A 16959-nucleotide genomic window follows, 5' to 3' on the forward strand; every position below is an offset into this window, starting at 1 on the left:
ATGCATTTTATCGTCATCGGTACCGCCAATCAAACCACCCACAATATTATGCCGGAAGCGTTGCCGCTACTGGCACAGCAGCGTGTGTTCAGTGGCGGGCAGCGGCATTACGAGCTGGTAAAAGCACTGCTGCCGGAGCAGCATACCTGGATCACCATCAAAGGGGGCATGGACGCGCTTTTTGAAAAATATCAGCAGGCGGGGGAAACAGTGGTGATCTTCGCCAGCGGTGACCCGTTGTTTTATGGTATGGTACAAACCATCTATAAATATGCACCCAGAGACACTTTACAGGTATTCCCCCACTTCAGCAGCGTACAGCGGCTTTGTACCAAAATAGCGCAACCCTGTGAACAGGTCCGTCATACCTCCGTACACGGGCGTGGATGGAAAGAGCTGGACGCCGCATTGATAAAGGATGATAAACTCATTTCCGTGCTGACCGATGGAACCCGCAGCCCGCAGGCCATCGCCGCACGGATGTTGCAATACAATTTCCATCACTATGAAATGGTAGTAGCGGAAGACCTGGACGGACAACAGGAAAACATTATCAGCGGCACACTCGTGGAAATGGCTACACGCTCTTTTCATCCGCTTAACTGTGTACTGCTCCGGCGGGTGTCACCGGCAAAAACGCCCGGCATGGGCATAGCCGATCAGCAATTCGAAGGCTTGCCCGGCAGGCCCAACATGATCACTAAACGGAGTGTCCGACTGGTGACCCTGTCGCAGCTCCAACTGCACACAGCCACTACGTTTTGGGACATCGGCAGCTGCACGGGTGCTGTTGCCATTGAGGCCAAACGTATGCACGCCGATCTGGGCGTATATGCTTTTGAGGTAAGGACAGAATGCGAAGCCATCATACAGCATAATATGGAACGACTAGCAGCGCCCGGTATCGAGGTGATCATGGGCGATTTTTATGAGAAAGACCATGCTTCCCTGCCATCGCCTGACGCAGTGTTCATCGGCGGTCATGGCAACCGGCTGGATACATTGGTGCAAATTATCAACCAGCATATTAATATAGGAGGCCGTATTGTACTCAATGCAGTACAGGTTTCCAGCAGGGAGCAGTTCGTTATATCCGCCACCAATGCAGGTTGGGAACTACAACCGGAAGAGGTGTTGCAGGTAAATGCACACAATCCGATCACCATTTTAACTGCTATCAAAACACGATGAGGAAGACATTTAATATAGCTGTCATCGCCAGCACAGACCGGGCTTTGCAACTGGCAACGACTATCTGTGCGGCATTGCCGGAAGCGGCTATCTTTACCACCAGAGCGCAGGAAAGCGCAGCGGTGACACAAATCCCGTCCATCGCGGCTTTCCTGGAAGATAATATCCAGGCCTATACGTCGTTTGTATTTATTGGCGCACTCGGCATCTGCGTGCGCAGCATTGCGCCATTTATCCGGGATAAAACAATTGATCCGGCCATCGTCAACCTTGACGATCACGGCTACTTTGTACAACCGGTGCTGTCCGGGCATCTCGGCGGAGCCAATACGCTCGCCAGACAAATTGCCCGTACACTCGGCGCACAGGCGATTATTACTACTTCCAGTGACTTACAGGACATCTGGGCATTAGACACCCTTGGTCGGCAAAATGGCTGGAAAACATCGGCCAGCGCACCGATGAATACTATCATCCCGATATTCGTCAACAATAAAAAAGTGGCCCTGCTACTGGATGTAAAAGATGAAGGCACAGAGCGACTGATACAAACCAAACCAGATTTTGTAGATATCTTTTTTAAGAGAGCCGAGATTAAGGTAGATGAATATGCTTTGTTGATCGCGGTTACCTACCGAACCTATATTGAATCCATTCCGGTATTGCACTATCATCCGGCTGCATTACACATAGGCATGGGTTGCAGCAGAGATATTGGCAGCGAAGAGCTGGAAGCGTCTGTACTGGCACAACTGGCGCAACACGGCTTTGCGCCGCAAGCGGTAAAAAGCATCGCGTCCATTGACATCAAACACGACGAAGTGGCCTTTATCGCCCTGGCGGAAAAATGGAAAATTCCTTTTCATACGTATACCGCGGCGCAGCTGAACACCCAAAACGTGGCTAATCCATCGGAGGTGGTGATGAGCAAACTGGGCGTGCATAGTGTGTCAGAAGCCTCCTCACTGCTGGCTTCCGGCAACCGCGCCTGGCTGCTCGAAAAACAAAAGATCAGCCTGCCATCCGGGAAAAAGCACACCATCGCGGTAGCCCTGGACGCGGCTTTAGAAAGGCGTGCGCAGGTAGCCATTGTGGGGGCCGGTCCGGGTGATGCCGCGCTGATAGCAGTTCGTGGTAAAGAATTGTTGCAGGCGGCAGACCTCATTTTATACGCAGGCAGCCTCGTACCGGAAGAGCTCACCCATTTCGCCAAAACAGGTGCTGTGGTACAAAATTCTGCCGGCATGACACTCGAAGAGCAGGTACAGCTGATGGAAAAACACTATGCCCTGGGGCACCTCATTGTACGCCTGCAATCCGGTGATCCATCGATCTATGGCGCTATTCAGGAACAGATGACCATCTTCGACGAAAAAGGGATGGACTACTTCATTGTGCCGGGCATCTCTTCATTCCAGGCCGCCGCTGCTGTGCTCCAGTCAGAATTTACCATACCGGAAGTGGTGCAGTCCATCATCCTCACCAGAGGAGAGGGCAACACGCCACTGCCGGAAAATGAAAAGCTGGAAGATATGGCGCGCCACCGTGCTACCATGTGTATCTTCCTCAGTGCCACCATTGCTAAAAGCGTACAGGCTCAACTGTTGGCACACTACCCACCGGAAACGCCGGTAGCCGTATTGTACCGTGTTACCTGGAAAGATGAAAAAGTTTTTACCGGCGAACTGAAAGACCTGGCGGCCATCATCCGCAGCAATAAGCTGACGCGTACGGTCCTCATTATTGTTGGAACGGCCATCGGCGCCCGTAAAAACAGGTCACATCTGTATAATCCTACGTGGAGGCATATCTTCCGTAACTAAGTATAAATGAGTATGGTATTGGTTTTTGGTGGCACGACAGAAGGTAAAATGGCGATGGCGGCACTGGCCGCCGCGGACCTGCCATTTTGGTACTCCACCAAAACAGCGATAGACGTGGACCTGCCCGCCGGTGGGCAATACCGTTACGGCGCCTTTAGCACAGCAGCTTTGCTGGCTTTTTGCGAGACGCAGGCGATCACTTTGATCATCCATGCGAGTCACCCCTTTGCTGCCGAACTGCATACTACCATCGGGGAGGTGAGCGAGCGTATGGGCATCCCCGTGGTACGCCCGGAACGTGCCTATCCCGAAACGTCCACACATCCGCTCATTCGCTATGCCGACAGTTATAGCGAGGTGCTGGAAGCCTTGCTCCGCCATAACTATGAGCCGGTACTATCCTTAACGGGCGTACAAACTATCGCCCGCTGGAAACCATATTGGCAACAAAAGAAGATGTTTTGCCGTATTCTGCCACGCGACACGTCACTGGCAATTGCACAGGCAGATAGTTTTCCGGAAGATCAGCTGTTATTGTCTTTTCCGGGGAAGACAGTGGAAGAGGAATTGGCCGTCATACTACAAACCGGCGCGGAGGCCGTGGTGACAAAGGAGAGCGGCGAAAGCGGTTTTCTCCCGGTTAAACAAAGCGCTGCCATCGCTGCGGGTAAACCATTATATATTATTCGTCGCCCAGCCCTGCCAGCCCACTTTATTAAAGTGGAAGGAGCGGAAGGCTTGCGGCAATATCTTCATCAGCATAAAATGAAGGCCTTATGAGCCTGAAGCCCATTCCTTCCGGCGACCTGCGATGGGGCTATAGTACCGGCGCCTGCGCCACCGCCTGTACCCAGGCGGCTCTACAAGCCCTGATAGAGCAGGAGGAAGTAGCAGTAGCGACCATCACGCTGCCGGGTGGCGAAGAAGTGCTCTTTAAAATACATGCCTGCTCCTTTGACACAGATAGCGCTACCTGCGTCACGTATAAAGACAGCGGCGATGATCCCGATGTAACCAATGGCGCGGAAATAGCCAGCACCGTGTCTTTCGGCGGCGAACAAGCGATTACTTTTTTGCCAGGTAAAGGGGTGGGCAGGGTCACGCTGCCAGGATTGCCGGTGGCGGTAGGTGAACCGGCCATCAATCCGGTACCCCGACAAATGATGACGCAGGTTGTGGAGCGACTATTACTGCAACATCAGCTCGACAAGCGTGTATGCATCCGCGTGAGCGTACCGATGGGAGAAGAACTGGCCAGAAAAACATTGAACAGCCGCCTCGGCATCGTGGACGGGATATCCATCCTCGGCACCACGGGCAAGGTGAAACCATTTTCTTCGGCAGCCTACATCGCCAGCATAGAACAAGGCATTGATGTGGCCCTCGCCAATGGGCTGAATACGGTCGTCATCAATTCCGGTGGTCGTAGTGAAAAAATCTTAAAACAGTTGTTTCCCGCATTGCCCATGATGGCCTTCGTGCAATACGGCAACTGGATAGGAGAGACATTGGCCAAAATTAACAGCGTGCCGCTGACTTCCTTTACCATCGGCATGATGCTGGGCAAGGCGGTGAAGCTCGCTGGTGGCGCACTGAATACGCATAGTGATCAGTCATCCTGGGATAAGGAATTTGTAGCCTCATTGGCCACAAAAGCAGGCTACCCCCAAGAGTTATGCGACAGTATTCTTTCGCTTAACATGGCCAGGGGATTAACAGCGCTGTTTCCCTTCCATGAAGGAGAACCATTTTATGCAGTGCTGGCGGCGCAATGCAGGGAAGTCATTACCAGAGAAATAAGGCCATTGCCTTTTAAGATAGTATTGATAGACGCGACAGATAAGCACCTGTTGTTTGGCGATTAAAAACAGAAAAGCATGTATCCATTACTTTTTGATTCATTATTACTCGGCGTACAGCACTCGTTTGAACCAGACCATATGGCTGCGGTGTCGGTGCTGGCATCCGAGAAAAGCCGCCATAAAAGTGGCATGGCGCGCCTGATCTGGCGTTCCTCGCAGTGGGCGCTGGGACATTCCTTTACGTTGATCATTTTTAGCGCCCTGGCGCTGCTGCTTAAAACGGCTTTGCCCTATAATATCTCTGCCTGGGCAGAAATAGCCGTAGGACCACTGATGGTATGGTTAGGTGTAGATGCTATCCGCCGCAATCACAGGCTCAAGGCCCTGATGGCGGAGCATAAAAAGATAGAGGAACATGAACATCTCTCTAATGCCCTGCACCTGCATGGAAAGCAGGGAGAAGAGATCGCCATGAATCCATTGAGCCGCTCTTTCTGGGTAGGTATGTTACACGGACTGGCCGGCACGGGTGGCGCCTGCGCCATCGCACTTGCGCTGGCGGCGAAGGATAACCTGACGGCTGTATGGATCATCGTGCTGCAAAGCCTGGGTATCATCCTCGCGATGACCACCTATAGCTGTGTACTTGCCTTTTCTGTGTCCCGTTTTATTGAACGTAACCAGGTCGCTTTCAAAGTCATCAATGCCTTGGTGGGTATGGTGTCTATCGGTGTAGGGCTGCTTTGGATGTATAACGCGGTACAAGATTTTATTAATGGATAAATGACGTAAGACATGATAGTGCCTTTGTTTTTAGATTCCTTTTTGATGGGTATTCAGCATTCGTTCGAGCCGGACCATGTGGCGGCGGTGTCGGTGCTGGCCACAGAAGATAAAAGTAAACAGCGACTGAAAAAGCTGATGTGGCGCTCTTCTCAGTGGGCCATTGGCCACTCGCTTACCTTGATCATCTTCGGTATCCTGATCCTGATACTAAAGTCCGCGCTTTCCGAAAAGGTGGCTGGTTATGTAGCGTTTTTAATCGGCCCGGTGATGATATGGCTCGGCGTAACCGCCATCATGCGCAACTTCCCGCGTAAAGGCAAACATACGCATGATCATATGCATATCCCGCAAGGCAATATGTTAAGCCGCTCTTTCTGGGTAGGTATGCTGCACGGACTGGCCGGAACCGGTGGCGCTTGTACCATCGCGTTTACGTTGGCCGCAAAAGACGCTTATACCGCAGTGGGCATTTTAATTCTGCAAAGCGTGGGCATCATCATCGCCATGACAGGCTACAGCTGCCTCTTTGCACTGTCAGTAACAAGATTCTCCGGCAAATGGAAGCCTTCTGTAAAAGCGATTAACTACGCAGTGGGCATCTTTTCAATCGTGATCGGTATTTTCTGTTTAGTAGAAATGTTTAAGGAGATATGAAACCATATTACCCTTTCACCGCGGTATGCGGACAAGACGAATTTAAGCTGGCGTTGTTGCTGGCAGCCATTGATCCTACTATCGGCGGAGTGTTGGTAATGGGAGATAAAGGTACTGGCAAAACCACTACCGTACGGGCACTGGCCAGCCTGTTACATAACAGCGTACAGCCGTTTCCGTTTATCAACCTGCCGGTGGGCGCCAGCGAAGACCGCGTGCTGGGCAGTATCAACCTGGAAACCTTAATCAACGACAAACGCCTGGAGGTGCGACAAGGCCTGCTGGCCGCTGCGCATGAAGGGATTTTATATATTGATGAAGTTAACTTACTGAACGACTACATCATGGACATGTTGCTGGATGCCGCCGCCAGTGGTGGCTATCACCTCGAGCGGGAAGGCCTCTCGGCATGGCAGGACAGTCGCTTTGTGCTCATCGGTACCATGAACCCGGAAGAGGGGGAGCTACGCCCGCAGCTGCTGGATAGATTCGGTTTATGCGTTACCGTGAGCACTCCCCGGGATACTGCATTACGTGCTGCCATTACGCGCCGTCGCCTGGCCTTCGACAGCGATCCGCAGCAGTTTGTACATGCCTATGCCGAAACCGAAAGAGAAATGAACAGGTCGGTGAACCTGGCGCGCACGCTTTTACTAAACGTGGAAATTCCTGATGACAGTTATGGGGAAGTGGCCGGCCTTTGTGTACAACACCAGGCAGAAGGGATGCGCGCCGATATCCTCATGATCAAGGCTGCACGCGCCTACGCCGCCTTTCAGAATCGGTTGTCCGTGTCCATAGCAGACATCCACCATGTGGCACCGTTGGTGTTGGCGCACCGCAGCAAGGCCACGCAGCAGCGAACGCCCCCGCAACAGAGCAGGGAGCAGCATCCTTCACCAGACCGGGGGGAGTCTCACACGGCAACCCGCCTGACGATATAAACAACACCTACGCCGGATTGGAACAATATCTGTTTCAGTCCGGTCAACACCGCGCCCGCATACCGATAAAAAGTAGTACGCAGGCGGGGCGTAAAGGCATGCCGCTGCGGCTGCCCACGGATGCCCGCGTGATAGCGAATAAGACAGCAGGGGCGGTTATGCAGCGCGACCTGCCCGCCACCATCCTGCATTACCTCTTGCATGGCCGCTGTGAAATCAGGTATCGTCGCATACAACAGGTGTCGGCACTGCGCCTGATCATGGTGATCGACAGCAGCGCTTCCATGGCGTTGCACCAGCAGGTCGGCATGGCAAAAGGCATCATCACTGATATGATGCGGCGTTATCAGTACCAGCACCCACAGGTGGCCATCGTGGCGATGCTGCATGGCCAGGCGCCCTGTGTGCTGCCATTTTCCGGCGATATGGATACCATACAGAATGCCCTGGCCCAGTTGCATACGGGGGGTAAAACCAACCTGCGCGCAGCCTTCGATGCTGTACGGTCGCTGGTCAAAGGCCAACTCGACAGCCGGGAACATCACCTGTTCATCTTTACAGATGGCCGCGTGAATACGGGGGGTACATTGGAAGAAGCTGCAGCCTTTTTCAAAGCGCACCTCAGCAAGCTGAAAAAGCATACCTCGGTGCTCGATACGGAGACCGGCATGCCGCGTTTGGGCATGGCCGTTAGATTGTCAAAGCTATTGGGGTGCAAACGTTTTGAGCCAGGAACTCATTTTTAAAATAGTAGGATGTTATGAAGATATACACAAAAAAAGGTGACCAGGGCACTACCGCCTTGTTTGGAGGCAAGCGGGTATATAAAGATGATACCCGTGTCAACTGCTACGGCACTCTCGATGAGGTAAACAGCACCATCGGGCTGCTCCGCGCCAGGTTGGGGAACGATCATGTCTGGCAGCCCAACCTGCACCGTATTCAGAAAGATATGATGGATATGATGTCGCACCTCGCGCGCCCTTCTGATTGTAAAAAGGAAAATCCCAATCCTAAACCGGTAGACGGCGCCGCCTTCTGCGAGCAGTGGATCGATGAACTGGAAGCGGCGATTACCGCGCCGTCAGATTATTTCCTGCTGCCGGGTGGTAATGAGATTTCTGCACTCTGTCACGTTGTGCGTACGCAGATGCGCAGAGCCGAAAGATTGCTTGTCTCCCTGATGAAAGAAGATACGATCGAAGCATATATCCCTGCTTATATCAACCGCCTCTCGGACCTTTTCTTCATCCTGGCACGTGCGGAGATGGACAAGGCAGGTGTGGCAGAAGAGAAGTGGCAACTCTTTCTTTATAAAAGGAAAAAACAACCGGACCAACCGGACCCTGGTTTAAAGATGTCTATTTAAATAAGCATAAATCCGTATTTTATGACTAAAGTACCAGTTACCATAATCACCGGCTTCCTGGGTTCAGGAAAGACCACGATGATCAGCAATTTATTGCGAAATAACCGGGGGAAACGCCTGGCTGTAATAGTAAATGAATTTGGCGCCATGGGTATCGATGGTGAGCTGATCCGCACCTGCTGCGAGAATGAAGAGGACATCGTGGAGCTCAACAACGGCTGCCTGTGCTGTACCGTACAGGAAGAATTCCTGCCTACCATGCTGCAACTGATGGAACGTAAAGACAGCATCGATCACATCATCATCGAAACATCCGGCCTTGCGCTCCCCAAGCCGTTATTGCACGCCTTCAACTGGCCGGACCTGAAACCACAGATCACCGTAGATGCCGTGGTGACGGTAGTGGATGCTGTAGGCCAGGCTACCGGTGAAATCTGCAACCGGGAAATGGTACAGGCACAGCGTCTTTCTGATGATAGTCTCGATCATGAAACACCTATCGAAGAGCTGTTTGAAGACCAGTTATCCTGTGCGGATTTGGTGGTGATGACGAAAGCGGATCTCCTTGCTTTACATGAGTTTGATGCCGTTAAACATCTGGTGACTAAGCAACTGCGGGATGGCATTAAAGTGATTACAGCCAACATGGGCGTAGTGGACCCTGGTGTATTGCTGGGCATCGGCGCGGCTGCTGAAAACGACCTCGACAACCGCCACTCACACCACGAAGAAGATCACGCAAGTGGCCATGATCACCATCATCATGATGAAGACATCGACTCATTTGTGGTAGATATAACGGGGACGCACACACCGGAATCGGTGATCGAAAAGTGCAGGGCCGTTGTGTCGGCACATGAAGTGTATCGTATCAAAGGCTTTATCGATGTGCCGGGTAAGCCGATGCGCATGGTATTACAGGGCGTATCCCACCGCTTCGAAAACTATTTCGATCGCGCCTGGAAACCCGGAGAAGAAAGAAAAACATCGTTGGTGGTAATTGGTCATGATCTCGACCAGGCAGCTATTACCGCCGCATTAAACTAACCATAACCACAAGGCATGCACCTGATAGCAACGATACCCGGCGGATGGAATCCAAACAACGAAGGCGTTTTTATGGTGGAACAGCAACCGGGCGATATCGTGTTCCTGACAGCAGCCGACACGGAGATACATGCGCTGAATGCGGCCTACCACCAAATCCGATCGGAAGGTAGCCCTACGTTGCGCATGGCCAATGTTATCTTCTTAAAACAGGAACTGTCTACAGATCATTACGTGGACCATGTGATCAGGCATGCTAAACTGGTGATATGCCGGTTGCTCGGCGGGCAGGGATATTACAATTATCTGGTAGAAGCCATCAAACGCTACTGTACGGAATGGAATATCCCTGTTCTGTTTCTCCCGGGCTATGATGCCCCGGACTTGCAACTGATGGAGTTGTCGTCCGTAGATATCACGGTAACGGATGTAGTATGGAAGTACTTTACGGCCGGTGGCCCGCAAAATATGCAGCAATGCCTGTTGTATCTCTGGCATCGCTTTTTTGATCGGCCGGCGGCCTTTAAGGCGCCTGCTTTCCTGCCGGACCTGTTTATAAGTTTTCCGGGAGAGCGCTTAATGGAGATGGAGGCGTTTTTGTTGAAAAGAGATGTATCGCTGCCGCTGGTGCCGCTCATCATTTACCGCTCTCATTACGTCGCTGGCAATACCGATCCGGTTGCTCAACTCTGTACGCAGCTAACCGCGCGGGGCCTACAGCCTATGCCGGTATATGTGTCCAATCTTCGGGATGCGGGCATGCTGGATGAACTGTATCGTTTTCTTACGGGCAACGGGCAAATACGCCCTGCCGCACTGATCAATACCACCAGCTTTTCCACCAAATCCCTGATGGACGATCAACCGGAAAATGAGTTCATATTTTCCCGTATTGGCGTTCCCGTTATACAGGCCATCTTCGCCTCCTGCACGCTCCAACAGTGGGAGCAGGGACTTTTCGGGCTGCCGCCCACCGACGTGGCCATCAACATCGCGCTCCCCGAAATGGACGGACGTATCATTGGCACAGCAGTATCTTTTAAGTCTGACAAAGGGCGCGATCCGCTCACGGACTCTACTATCGTGGCCTATGAAGCCCACGTGCCAGGCTGCGCCCGCGTGGCTGATATGATACGGGCCTGGGTATTGTTACAACAGAAACAACACGCTGATAAACATATTGCGCTTATCATGCCTAACTACCCCAATAAAGATAGCCGTCTGGCTAACGGGGTAGGACTGGACACTCCTGAAAGCGTGGTCCGCGTGCTGAGCGCCTTACAAAGGGAAGGCTATACACTGGGCAGCTATGTGCCCGGCAGCAGCGCTGCCCTCATGGAGATGATTACCCACTACATCACCAACGATACAGGCACCTATTACAGTCGTCCTTACCAGGTGTATCTGGAAGAAGAAACGTTCCTGCGTTGGTATCGTACACTCAGTATTACGCTCCGTGAAAAAATAGAAGGACAGTGGGGTGCTTATCACGAAGCGGCCACCTACCACGAGGGCCGCTTTGCATTACCTGGCTGCCTGCTCGGCAACATCTTCGTCAGCATACAACCGGCCCGTGGTTACAACAGCGATCCTAAAAGCATCTACCACAGCCCGGACCTGCCACCCACCTACGATTACCTCGCATTTTATTGCTGGCTGCACCACCATTTCAACGCTGATGCGGTGGTACATACCGGTAAACACGGTAACCTGGAATGGTTGCCGGGCAAAAGCGTGGCACTTAGCATGGACAGCTGTTTCCCGGCTGCCTTATTCCCCTTGTTGCCACATTTCTATCCTTTTATCATCAATGACCCGGGAGAGGGTACACAGGCAAAACGCCGCAACCACGCTGTCATCATCGATCACCTGGTGCCGTCTATGGCCCGCGCCGAAACCTACGGAGCGCTCGCGAAGCTGGAGCAACAAGTTGATGAATACTATGAGGCCGTTAGTTTAGATGCCCGCCGTGCCGCTCTTATACGCACGAATATCCGGCAGCTGGTAAAACAGGAACACTTGCTGACCGACCTGCAAACTGATGGTAAAGACATAGACGAACTGCTCCTGAAGCTCGATGCCTATCTGTGCGAACTCAAAGAGGCACAGATCCGCGATGGCCTGCACATCCTCGGTGACGTGCCACAGGGAGAACAGCTCTGTAGCTTATTGGTAGCGCTGCATCGCTTACCGGGAAATGGACTGCCGGGTATCACCCAGGCGTTGGCCATGGACGAAGGACTTAGCTTTGATCCGGTGAATTGCGATTATGCGTTACCGTTGTTGGTCACATTGAATGGGGTGAATTGTCGCACGCAGGGCGATGTGGTGGAGCAATTGGAGCTAAAAGCCATGGAGCTGGTCTTTAGGCTGATGGAAAATCATCTGCCGGAGGCAGGACAAAATACAAGTCTGGTATTACATTACATATACAACAGTACGTTGCCCCGCGTACGAGCCACTACAGATGAGGTGAGTAATCTGCTCACAGGTCTCGGTGGCGGATATGTGCAGAGCGGCGCATCCGGCGCCCCTACCCGCGGGCGGGTAAACATTCTGCCAACCGGCCGCAATTTTTACTCGGTAGATGTCCGCAGTATCCCGACAGAAACGGCGTGGAGCCTCGGACAAAAAAGCGCAAAACTGCTCATTGATCGTTACCTCCAGGAGCATGGCGAATATCCGAAACGGATAGGTTTGTCCGTATGGGGCACCGCTACCATGCGTACCGGTGGCGATGACCTGGCGCAGGCTTTTGCATTGATGGGCGTGAAGCCGGTATGGCAGAGCGCCAGCAGGCGTGTCACGGATTTCGAGATCATACCGCTGATAGCACTGCGTCGTCCGCGCGTAGATGTTACCCTGCGTATCTCCGGTTTTTTCAGGGACGCTTTCCCGGATATGATATCGTTGTTTAACGCTGTGGTGGAACGTCTGGCCGAACTGGAAGATGAGTCGCCGGAAGACAACCCTATCCGTGCGCAATACCTCGCTGAGAAAGCGCAATGGGAGCGTGAAGGACTGCCGGCCGAAAAAGCCCGCGATTGGGCGCTGTTCCGGGTATTTGGCTCCAAGCCGGGAGCGTATGGCGCCGGCCTGCAAGCCCTCATCGATGAAAAAAACTGGACCTCCCGCGAAGACCTGGCCATGGTATACATGAACTGGAGCGCCTACGGCTATAACGGACGCCAGCAAGGCGTTTCTGCCTATGAGCCTTTTACAAAGCGCCTCTCCGGCATACAAGTGGTGATGCACAACCAGGACAACCGGGAGCATGATATCCTCGACTCTGATGACTACTACCAGTTTCATGGCGGTATGGCCAATGCGGTGGAACAAGTGAGCGGCCAACAGCCGGTGATGTATTTCGGAGACCATAGCCGTCCTGAAAATCCGCGTGTAAAAAGCCTCAAAGAAGAGCTCCTCAAGGTTTATCGCTCCCGCGTCGTCAATAGTAAATGGATCAATAGCATGCACCGCCATGGCTACAAGGGAGCCTTCGAAATGGCCGCTACGATGGACTATCTGTTTGCCTACAGCGCCACCACCGGACTGGTAGATGACTTTATGTATGAAGGCATCACGCAGGCGTATCTTTTTAATGATGACAACAGGCAGTTCCTGGAAAAGTTCAATCCACATGCTTTACAGGACATGGCAGGACGCATGCTGGAAGCGATGCAGCGCGGCCTTTGGAAAGAACCGTCTGCTGACACGGAGGAAGCGTTGAAAAATATGTACCTCCAGCAGGAATAACGTAACATAAAAAACCTCTGTCGAAATGAACCCGCTGTCAGCCCGCAGCAGGAGGTTCCCTTATTTTTGCAGCAGCTTCCTGATAATCAATTTCCAAAGTAGGGTCCCAGGCCATACGGCAAAACATTTACCACTAAAATGTCAATTGTAATATGAAACCTGAAGAATATAAATCCAGCAACTATCTTCCTTTAAATTACTATCCATGGCCCAATCTTGTGAACCCGCATATCGCGCAAATGGGAAGAGATATGGATGGCTGGATCGACAATGACTACACTTTTCTGACAGCCTTACAACGGGAGAAATACAAGAAGATGCGATTGCATGCCTGTACAGCCTGTATGTGGCCCGACCTGACGTATGAACAAACGATTCCCTGCAACAGGTTCATGCTCCAGTATGTTGTCCTCGACGATCAGTTAGAACATTCCTCACTGGAGGAAATACAGCAACAACGGATCCGCTGTATGGCTATTCTTAAAGGGGAACAACCAGCGCCGGAGGAAAATGCGCTTTATAAACATATGGCGCTCCTCAGAGACGAATTTCGCGCTTTTATGCCTGAAATTTGGATGAATCGCTTCATTAACTATTTCTACAAATCATTCAGATATGGGATTGAATTAGAACACTCTTTTAAAATCACTAAGCAACCTCCATCGCTTACCCTTTTCAAGGTGCTCCGTGAATACTCCGTTCTTATGCATCCATATCTGGTGCTCGGGGAAATTGAGTCGGGGCTCGTTCTCCCGGACCATATTATCGAGCATCCTGTCATTCAGAAGATCATATCCTTAATTGTCAGAGTGGTGGCATGGCAAAACGATATCCATTCTCTGCCAAAGGAAATGGCAAAGGGGACGGAGGTGTTTAACCTCATTCTTGTGCTGCAGCGGGACTATCATTTGTCTCTGGAAGAGGCCTGCGAGGAGGCTTTCCGTATGCATAATGCGGATTTGGAAGAATTGCTCACCTTACATAGGGACTATCGCGAGTTTGGTGAATACCAGGAACACGTTGATAAGTTTCTTTATTATGCGGGAGTTGGCCTACAGGGCGTAAATACATTCTATTTACAGGAAACAGATAGATACCTGCATGGAGGAGTAGGCTTTGCCTGGCCTGAAGAAAAGCTTCCCCGCTGATTATTTTTTCCCTTTGTTAAATTGTTTTTGATGCAGCTGGTCCTTTAATTCTGAGGCACTGGGGAATTCGATTGTATTATAGCGGTCGAGTCTGGTGGAGATATTTTTCCAGCCGCTAAGCACCATGCTCATATAGTGTACCCAGTTTACAACCGCATCCTGCCAGATACCGAAATCAGGTAAAGTGGCCTGCAGCGTGATAAATTCTTTCAGGTCTTCATTATGCAGGCGAAGATCTTCGAGGAAGGCTTCTTCCAGGGATATCTTATACTGATGCTGAATCACTTTCACGATGTTATAGTAAATGCTGTCAGTGGCTTCGTCTTTCGCTGCGGACTGGACCTCATTAAAATAGGTGACGAGATGACAGGCCAGCGCCTGTAAGCGTAAGATCACGGGGTGACTGTGTATCTCTGGTGGCAGAACGATGCCGGTTTCCACTTCAGTGAGCTGTAAGAAAGGGTACAGGCATATGGAGTCTTCGCGCAAGGCGATACACTCCGCTACGGTAGGAAAGGTTTTATTCTTTTTGTACATCAACTCTCTTTTCAAACCGGAAAAATACCGGTGGATCATATTCGCAAAACGGATGATCGATTCCTGCGGAATGAACTGCCGCAGTTCTGCTCGTAGGGTTGCCAGCATCTGGCCGAGAGGGATTTCTGTTTCACCAGCGCTTATCTCACCCGTCAGCACTGCTATTGATTGTTCCTGTACGTAGTCAATTCTTTCCGGATTGCTTTCCTCATACAGATCGTCATTATACAACGTCCATAACATGAGCCTACCTAAGGGCCTCAGCCGTTCAAAGGAGGCGGTAGGAAACCATTGGGAAGCAATATGCGCGGTTTTCGTTTTCTTGTATTTTTCGCGTATACCAGGGGCCAGCTCATAGAGCCACAAATATTCACCATCTATCCATTGTTGGTCAGTAATCTCCTGTAATTGGTCGGCATAAGGGTTTTTTAACGTCGGAAATGGATATCTGAACTGTGTTCTGAGTAATTCAAGTGCATTCATGTCAAGGGTGTTCAGGGTCGGAAATATTGGCATTGATGAATCGAGGCTCCGCTGTTTTTCAGGTTGCTGTATCGGCACAGCATTTCTTTCGGGTTATTTTTCTGCGTTTTTAGGTCTGAAGCCTATACGAATATAAGCCCGGGGAGAGCTGTGGTAATTCAGTCTGTGAATATTTGAGAAATGGAAAAAGAAAATATTGGAAGGAAACCGAACTTATCAGAATGGTGAAGAGTGGTTGTTGTGCTGCCGGGGATTCTGGTTGGCCAAAGGAGAATATCGGGGAGGCGAGGGGTAATGGTAAACGCTGCATCTAACTGTGAAAACCCATGGCCGGACCATCATCCGGCCATGAGCAAAAAAAATCTGCTTACACAGTCTGGTCATCAATCGTCGCCGTAGGCGCGTTGTTCTTTACGGAAGCGATGCCATTATCACGACCAGCTTCGCTGGCGTACATCTGGCTGGTGCCAATCACCTGGCCGTTAGTGGCCTTCAGGTTAAAATAGTGTTTTTCGTTGGAAGAATTTTTCTTCTCGAACCGTTCATCGTGCTGGGAGTTGGTTCTTACGGATTCGATACCGTTTTCGCAGCCTGCTCTTGCGGTGTAGCCTTCGCTGACGAGGATGGTTTCGCCATTGCCGGCATTCAGCTTGAAGCGAAATTCTCCGTTGGCACTCTTGGTGATAACAAATTTTCCCATTGTCGTATACAATTTTTATACTGCTGAAGATAAGTAAATAATTTTAATATGATGCGAATATGTTGCAGTAACTTTCATTAAGAATGGGTACGTCGGTATAACGGCTGTGATATGAATGGATATAGATGATGTAATGAGTGTTCGTTGACAATGAAGATATCATCTAATAAAAATGGCGATCTGGTCTGCCTTAGCCGGAAGTGTTTACCCATCTCGGTTGTATGGCTGTTGGGCCGGAAAAATCGCGTCGAAATTTCTTTCCGTTGATCCAAAATTTTTTGTTCGGTTATGAATTTTATTTATCTTGAAGCCGCAATTTTAGTAATAGACTAAAAGCTTGTTATGCCAATTCCGAAACCCGATTTAAACAGTATTTTAAAAAAACTGCGGAACCTTGTTTAAAAGCCCTGGGCTTATGAGAAACTCTACCATTTTGACGTGATTTTTTAACAATGACCGATTGTTAGTTGAATTAAAAAGTCATGTGTGTTAGCAAAAAATATCAGGCTAGCCGTGATCTTTAGTATTGCAGAAGCAATACCAGGATCTTTATACAGTGATTTTATGATATCATACACCAGATACCAGACACCATGTGTGATGGCATGCATTTCCCGTGCTTATAATCAGCTAAAAAATGATTATAAACGATGAAAATTTTTCCTATTATCAAATACCCTAAAGACATGAACTCAACATTACTATCCAGGACCTGTTTA

General features: G+C 50.7%; 14 protein-coding genes. 12 read left to right on the top strand and 2 right to left on the bottom strand.

Features of this window, described 5'->3' with window-relative positions; genetic code table 11:
- The 12 genes from cbiE to ICL55_RS01050 all read left to right on the top strand — a co-directional run bounded on the left by cbiE (position 1) and on the right by ICL55_RS01050 (position 14520).
- Positions 1-1191, top strand: a complete 1191-nt coding sequence (cbiE, locus tag ICL55_RS00995) for a precorrin-6y C5,15-methyltransferase (decarboxylating) subunit CbiE (RefSeq protein ID WP_188094180.1) — start codon at positions 1-3, stop codon at positions 1189-1191.
- The gene (gene cobM, locus ICL55_RS01000; RefSeq protein ID WP_188094181.1) at positions 1188-3014 is read left to right on the top strand and encodes a precorrin-4 C(11)-methyltransferase; all 1827 of its coding nucleotides are present in this window, start codon (positions 1188-1190) and stop codon (positions 3012-3014) included. The genes cbiE and cobM overlap by 4 nt, the downstream gene beginning before the upstream one ends.
- Before the next feature lie 6 nt (positions 3015-3020).
- On the top strand, positions 3021-3794 hold the full coding sequence (locus ICL55_RS01005; protein ID WP_188094182.1) for a precorrin-6A/cobalt-precorrin-6A reductase: 774 nt from the start codon (positions 3021-3023) through the stop codon (positions 3792-3794).
- The gene (locus ICL55_RS01010; protein WP_188094183.1) at positions 3791-4879 is read left to right on the top strand and encodes a cobalt-precorrin-5B (C(1))-methyltransferase; all 1089 of its coding nucleotides are present in this window, start codon (positions 3791-3793) and stop codon (positions 4877-4879) included. The genes ICL55_RS01005 and ICL55_RS01010 overlap by 4 nt, the downstream gene beginning before the upstream one ends.
- Before the next feature lie 12 nt (positions 4880-4891).
- Positions 4892-5599 (top strand): hypothetical protein, encoded by a 708-nt coding sequence (locus tag ICL55_RS01015; protein WP_188094184.1) that lies wholly within the window; start codon positions 4892-4894, stop codon positions 5597-5599.
- Between the two features lie 12 nt (positions 5600-5611).
- On the top strand, positions 5612-6256 hold the full coding sequence (locus ICL55_RS01020; protein ID WP_188094185.1) for a hypothetical protein: 645 nt from the start codon (positions 5612-5614) through the stop codon (positions 6254-6256).
- Positions 6253-7200 (top strand): magnesium chelatase ATPase subunit I, encoded by a 948-nt coding sequence (locus ICL55_RS01025; RefSeq protein WP_188094186.1) that lies wholly within the window; start codon positions 6253-6255, stop codon positions 7198-7200. Before ICL55_RS01020 ends, ICL55_RS01025 begins: the two co-directional genes overlap by 4 nt.
- Before the next feature lie 17 nt (positions 7201-7217).
- Positions 7218-7946: a vWA domain-containing protein gene (locus ICL55_RS01030; RefSeq protein ID WP_188094187.1), complete on the top strand. Its 729-nt coding sequence runs from the start codon at positions 7218-7220 to the stop codon at positions 7944-7946.
- Positions 7947-7960: 14 nt separating this feature from the next.
- Complete coding sequence (locus tag ICL55_RS01035) at positions 7961-8569, top strand: cob(I)yrinic acid a,c-diamide adenosyltransferase (protein WP_188094188.1); 609 nt, start codon at positions 7961-7963, stop codon at positions 8567-8569.
- Positions 8570-8590: 21 nt separating this feature from the next.
- The gene (gene cobW, locus ICL55_RS01040; protein WP_188094189.1) at positions 8591-9616 is read left to right on the top strand and encodes a cobalamin biosynthesis protein CobW; all 1026 of its coding nucleotides are present in this window, start codon (positions 8591-8593) and stop codon (positions 9614-9616) included.
- Positions 9617-9631: 15 nt separating this feature from the next.
- Positions 9632-13372 carry a cobaltochelatase subunit CobN gene (gene cobN / locus ICL55_RS01045; RefSeq protein ID WP_188094190.1) on the top strand — a complete coding sequence of 1247 codons (3741 nt, stop codon included), beginning with the start codon at positions 9632-9634 and terminating at the stop codon, positions 13370-13372.
- Between the two features lie 152 nt (positions 13373-13524).
- Entirely contained in the window at positions 13525-14520 is a 996-nt protein-coding gene (locus tag ICL55_RS01050; protein ID WP_188094191.1) for a terpene synthase family protein, read from the top strand.
- On the opposite strand, the gene ICL55_RS01055 is transcribed toward ICL55_RS01050, so the two are convergent.
- Both ICL55_RS01055 and ICL55_RS01060 read right to left on the bottom strand, forming a co-directional pair.
- On the bottom strand, positions 14521-15540 hold the full coding sequence (locus ICL55_RS01055; RefSeq protein ID WP_188094192.1) for a terpene synthase family protein: 1020 nt from the start codon (positions 15538-15540) through the stop codon (positions 14521-14523). It abuts the gene before it with no gap.
- A gap of 367 nt (positions 15541-15907) precedes the next feature.
- Positions 15908-16240: a YegP family protein gene (locus ICL55_RS01060; RefSeq protein WP_188094193.1), complete on the bottom strand. Its 333-nt coding sequence runs from the start codon at positions 16238-16240 to the stop codon at positions 15908-15910.
- Positions 16241-16959: the final 719 nt, after the last annotated feature.

Source organism: Chitinophaga varians (assembly GCF_014529945.1).
GTDB classification, from domain to species: Bacteria; Bacteroidota; Bacteroidia; order Chitinophagales; family Chitinophagaceae; genus Chitinophaga; species Chitinophaga varians.